The sequence below is a fragment of the Nostoc cf. edaphicum LEGE 07299 genome, assembly GCF_015207245.1.
Classification (GTDB): Bacteria; Cyanobacteriota; Cyanobacteriia; order Cyanobacteriales; family Nostocaceae; genus Nostoc; species Nostoc edaphicum_B.
Map to the genome: position 1 here is coordinate 1 of NZ_JADEXF010000479.1, position 4,328 is coordinate 4,328.

Sequence of the window (4,328 nt, forward strand, 5' to 3'; positions counted from 1 at the left end):
TAGCTATTCCACAAATCCCAATTATCTCAAACCTTTTGATACTGCTTTTATTGCCTATTACATGATGGGTTTTAGTAATTTTGAATGAGCTAAGTTACTTCTGGGCTTTTGAGGTGTAGCTTATATCATTTTATCAATTACCCTTTTGTTTACAAAATAGTCCATTTTGTCGCTATGGTAATTCGCTTAAAAGTTTATATCTTAAGCTTTGAGGGGATTATTTTATTCGAGTTTATGATTGATAAATCAATAAATATAATGATCTAATCACAAGAGCTTAAAATTGCTAAGAAACAAGAATATATTACTTGAAAATACTAATTAATCTCTACCAAGGATAAAATCATGAAATTCACAAGCTTGCTCAATTCTGTACTTATCATTACTTCTATAGTTTTGATCCCTGCAATTTCTAGCGCTCAAACAGTTAATACTAACAATAATGATGGACAAAGAAATACAAATATCAACTCTAATACTTCACGTAAAAATTCTACAGATACTAAATATCTGCAACCCTTTAATATTGCCTTTCTAGCTTATCAAGGTTATTTAAAAGAGCAGGGTATTCCCAGTGGAGGCACTTTGTTATTCAAATACCAAACCGGATACTTGACTGCGAAAGATGTGGTTCAAGCTGCTATCAGGGCTAATAAGTTATCAGCGGAAGTTTTGAACGATCGAAGTTACGTCAACGCAGTCGAGTTACAGATGACATCATTTGGCGATATTAATGATTCACAATAGATAATTTAGGTTTATCAAGTTCCTAACGGATTTACAGCAGAACTAAGTCGTCTGGAGTGCTGAAATCAATCTCTGCATCTCCCAAATCTATTTAAATCACGCTGTAGAAGTACAGTATGGATGTGCTTCTACAGCATTGTCTATTTAGCATTCTACTAATTGGTATGGTGAAACGTTTGAAAATCACGAATTAGTAGTTAGTTAAACGCAGCGGCGATATCTGAGGTGATAAACTAAGCCACGGTGAGCAAGATCAAAAGAGTCAACGGTGGCCATCCCGACACCACTAGCGCGCATCGAAGCATTTACCCGCATATTTACACTATCACCACAAGCCGACCAAACATTAGCTACGGTTGCCAAACTATCTCGAACGAAATAGTCAGTTCCACCGATCAAAGTCCGAGTAAAAACCGGTCCGCGACTCCCAGCAAAAAAGTACTCTGCTCGTAGCGTCCCAGTGGTTGCAGCAGCAACATAGCCTCGATAATCAGCATCATAAAGGGAAATTTGAAAACCTTGGGGTACTCGGATGCCAATGTTCAAATTACAGCTTTTACGGCTTTGTGCTTGGTTATTAGCTAGGGCTATAAAGCTATCAAATAGAATGGTTAGCTCTTGACCATCAGGGCTAATTCCTACAGCAGCAGAGTTTTCGGGGCAACCGTTACCACCATAGACTGCATCTATAATTTGAACACTGGTAGTATCAGCAAAGGCAGGGCCAACTGAAGCAGCAATTAATGCAACCGTAGCAAAAAATGTCTTTAAAAACTTCATAATTTTTATTTATTCCTCACGAGTTAACTAACTAGTGTTTGCCTAGCTAATTAACTAGTATTTTCTTAGTTCTTTACTCTAAAATTCTAATAAAAATTACAGACAAATTTAGCGTTTTATTAGAAGTTATACTGAAAATATTCAAATCGTTACGAAAGATCAAAATTGGAGTATAAATGGTGAGCAAATACAATCTTATTCTTTAAGAATTACTGCGTTTTGGAGTCATTGGTCTCAACTTAATCCTTTTTAATCACTCTCAAAAAAGAAAAATAAGAGCCAATTTTTTAACTTTAGACAAAGGAGAATTTGAAGCTTTCTTTTCTAACAGGATGCTTGAAATAAAGGATTTGCTAAAACCCTTATCCCATAACTGACTTTTCACGTTATGTGGAAAAGCCACAAAAAACCTAACCCCCTAACCCCCTTCCCTACAAGGGAAGGGGGAAAATTTAAAGTCTCTCTCCTTTTAGGAGAGAGATTTAGAGAGAGGTTTTTAGATACCGTGAAAGGTCAGATCCCATAAGTATTACGGATTATACTCTCGTAATAAAAGAGGAGTAAGGTTAAAGTTTAGTCTGAAAAGCATTTGAAAATGGATAAATCTAATTCCGCTTTATTGAAGAGATTTTATAACTTTCTTAAATTTTTTATTTGTAGCCATCGTTGATTTATCCTGCTGTTGAGTTGATTAAGTTTGAGAGAAAGTCGCACACAGGGTTAAAATAACTGAAAACATGAGGATAAGAAAATTTGGTGGCGAATATATCCTATATCCCCAAATTACCCATACCACCGTCTCTTTTGGGGTCAGAAGTTGGTTCTTTTACTGAGTATACAGTTACTCAACGAATGCCTGCGATCGCTCGCAAAGTTATCGCTGAAAATAATTTCTCTTCTGAAATTAATACCAGCTTAGAAAATCTGGCTACAGAATTGCCAGCAGGATATGTGCAACCTCTTTTAAATAAGACTGCTGTAGATTTTTTAGCCTGGAATACATATTTAGAATTATACAAAGGTCAGCGTTGGCTAGATGTTCCTTGGTTTTTTGCCGAAACTTATTTTTTTCGGTTGATTCTAGAAATTACTAATTATTTTCGCCCTGGTGTATCGCAAGGTGTCGATCCATTTGAGTTGCAAAAGTCTCAAAGTTTAGAAGTATCTCTGGATTCGATTATTCTACTGTGTGGTCAGGCGAACAATTGGTTAAATAAGTCCCAACTGAAGGGAGAATCAAATCAAGCAGCTTTAATAGCATTGTTATATTTTGCTTTATGGGGAAATCGAGTTGACTTGAGTTTATGGTCAGCATCCGAGAGTGATCGCAGTCGTTTTGATATTCAAACCCAACTAGCTCATATCTTAGTAAATGATGCCTCCCAAGTCACGGAATTGTTAACCAACTCTCAAGGGGGACGGATTGATTTTGTTGTAGATAATGCTGGTTTTGAACTTGTTTGTGATTTATTTTTAGTAGATTTTTTGTTAAGTAGCGGACTGGCTGATAGGGTTTACCTACACTTAAAGCCACATCCAACTTTTGTATCTGATGCCATGATTAAGGATGTACATGACACAATAAGTTTTTTAGCCGCTACTGGAAATCAACAACTTACATCCTTTACCCAAAGACTACAAGACAATATTGCATCAGGGCGTTTAATACTATCTGAAGATTACTTTTGGACATCGCCTTTAGCCTTTTGGGAAATACCCAACTACCTCAAAAATGAGTTAGCCAATGCGAGTTTGGTTATAGTTAAAGGAGATGCTAATTATCGCCGATTATTAGGCGATCGCCACTGGGATTTTACCACCAACATTGCAGATATAGTTTGCTACCTACCCGTGCCAATGGTAGCTTTACGCACCCTCAAGTCAGAAGTAGCAGTTGGTTTAAAACCAGAAGTTATTGAGAAAGTAGCAAAATCTGACTCTTCTTGGTTGACAAATGGACAGTGGGGTGTGATTCAGTTGGTAGTTTAGGCAATTTTGAAACATTGAGATAATTTGTAAAAGAAGTATACGTATCTTCACTACTTATAGGGTCGTCTACCCTACCCGTATCATCACAACCAGCTTAGGATAGACTAGAAGAACTTTGTAAGGAAAATGGTAGAAAAAATCACAGATGTGTTTAATGGCAAAGTGTTCTATCCAGCTGAACCGGTCGCACTGCCAATCAATACCCGCGTGCGAATCAGTATTGAAATTTTACCGCCAAGCGAACATGAAACGGTATCATTTTTGCAAACGGCGCGATCGCTCAACCTCGAAGGCCCGCCTGACTGGTCTGCCAATATAGATAAATATTTGTACAGTAAATAAACTTTTCATGCATTCTGAAGTCTTTCTTGATACATCATTTGCCATTGCCTTATCTGCACCGAGCGATCGCTTGCATGACCGAGCCTTACATCTGGCTAAAATGTTGCAAGCAGCAGAAACTCGTTTGGTGACAACACAGGCGGTGATGTTGGAAATTGGCAATGCCTTATCCCAACAACCTTATCGTCAGGCGGCAATCATATTATTAAATTCTCTAGTAGCAGACTCCAAAGTAGAAATTGTCCCCCTTTCCCAAGAACTCTACGAACGTGCTTTCGAGCTATATCGAGAACGAACAGAGAAAGAATGGGGATTTGTCGATTGCGTTTCTTTTATTGTCATGCAATATAGCGGCATCACTGAAGCACTGACCGCTGATGAGCATTTTCAACAAGCAGGCTTTCGAGCATTACTGCGAGAAAATTTGCCGTAAGGATTGGGCATAGGGCATGGGGCATTGGGCATTGGGC

Annotated in this window: 5 protein-coding genes; 4 read left to right on the forward strand and 1 reads right to left on the reverse strand. The window is 37.9% G+C overall.

Translation table 11 applies throughout. The annotated features are described in order from the left end of the window. Nucleotides 1-345: 345 nt before the first annotated feature. Nucleotides 346-747 (forward strand): hypothetical protein, encoded by a 402-nt coding sequence (locus IQ229_RS15165; protein ID WP_194044981.1) that lies wholly within the window; start codon nucleotides 346-348, stop codon nucleotides 745-747. A gap of 201 nt (nucleotides 748-948) precedes the next feature. Here the strand turns inward: IQ229_RS15165 and IQ229_RS15170 are convergent, their stop codons facing one another. Then, entirely contained in the window at nucleotides 949-1,527 is a 579-nt protein-coding gene (locus IQ229_RS15170; protein WP_194044983.1) for a DUF4360 domain-containing protein, read from the reverse strand. A 756-nt stretch (nucleotides 1,528-2,283) separates the two neighbouring features. Here IQ229_RS15170 and IQ229_RS15175 point away from each other — a divergent pair. The 3 genes from IQ229_RS15175 (at nucleotide 2,284) to IQ229_RS15185 (ending at nucleotide 4,291) form a co-directional block, all read left to right on the forward strand. Next, nucleotides 2,284-3,516, forward strand: coding sequence for a damage-control phosphatase ARMT1 family protein (locus IQ229_RS15175; RefSeq protein WP_322743994.1), 1,233 nt, complete (start codon nucleotides 2,284-2,286; stop codon nucleotides 3,514-3,516). Between the two features lie 126 nt (nucleotides 3,517-3,642). Then, nucleotides 3,643-3,858: a hypothetical protein gene (locus IQ229_RS15180; RefSeq protein ID WP_194044985.1), complete on the forward strand. Its 216-nt coding sequence runs from the start codon at nucleotides 3,643-3,645 to the stop codon at nucleotides 3,856-3,858. Nucleotides 3,859-3,865: 7 nt separating this feature from the next. Further along, entirely contained in the window at nucleotides 3,866-4,291 is a 426-nt protein-coding gene (locus tag IQ229_RS15185) for a type II toxin-antitoxin system VapC family toxin (protein ID WP_163936993.1), read from the forward strand. Nucleotides 4,292-4,328 lie beyond the last annotated feature (37 nt).

What these genes read in the sequence shown, in the direction of transcription:
- IQ229_RS15180 (WP_194044985.1), top strand. Translation starts at nt 3,643, where the DNA reads ATGGTAGAAAAAATCACAGATGTGTTTAATGGCAAAGTGTTCTATCCA.
- IQ229_RS15185 (WP_163936993.1), top strand. Translation starts at nt 3,866, where the DNA reads ATGCATTCTGAAGTCTTTCTTGATACATCATTTGCCATTGCCTTATCT.
- IQ229_RS15165 (WP_194044981.1), top strand. Translation starts at nt 346, where the DNA reads ATGAAATTCACAAGCTTGCTCAATTCTGTACTTATCATTACTTCTATA.
- IQ229_RS15170 (WP_194044983.1), bottom strand. Translation starts at nt 1,527, where the DNA reads ATGAAGTTTTTAAAGACATTTTTTGCTACGGTTGCATTAATTGCTGCT.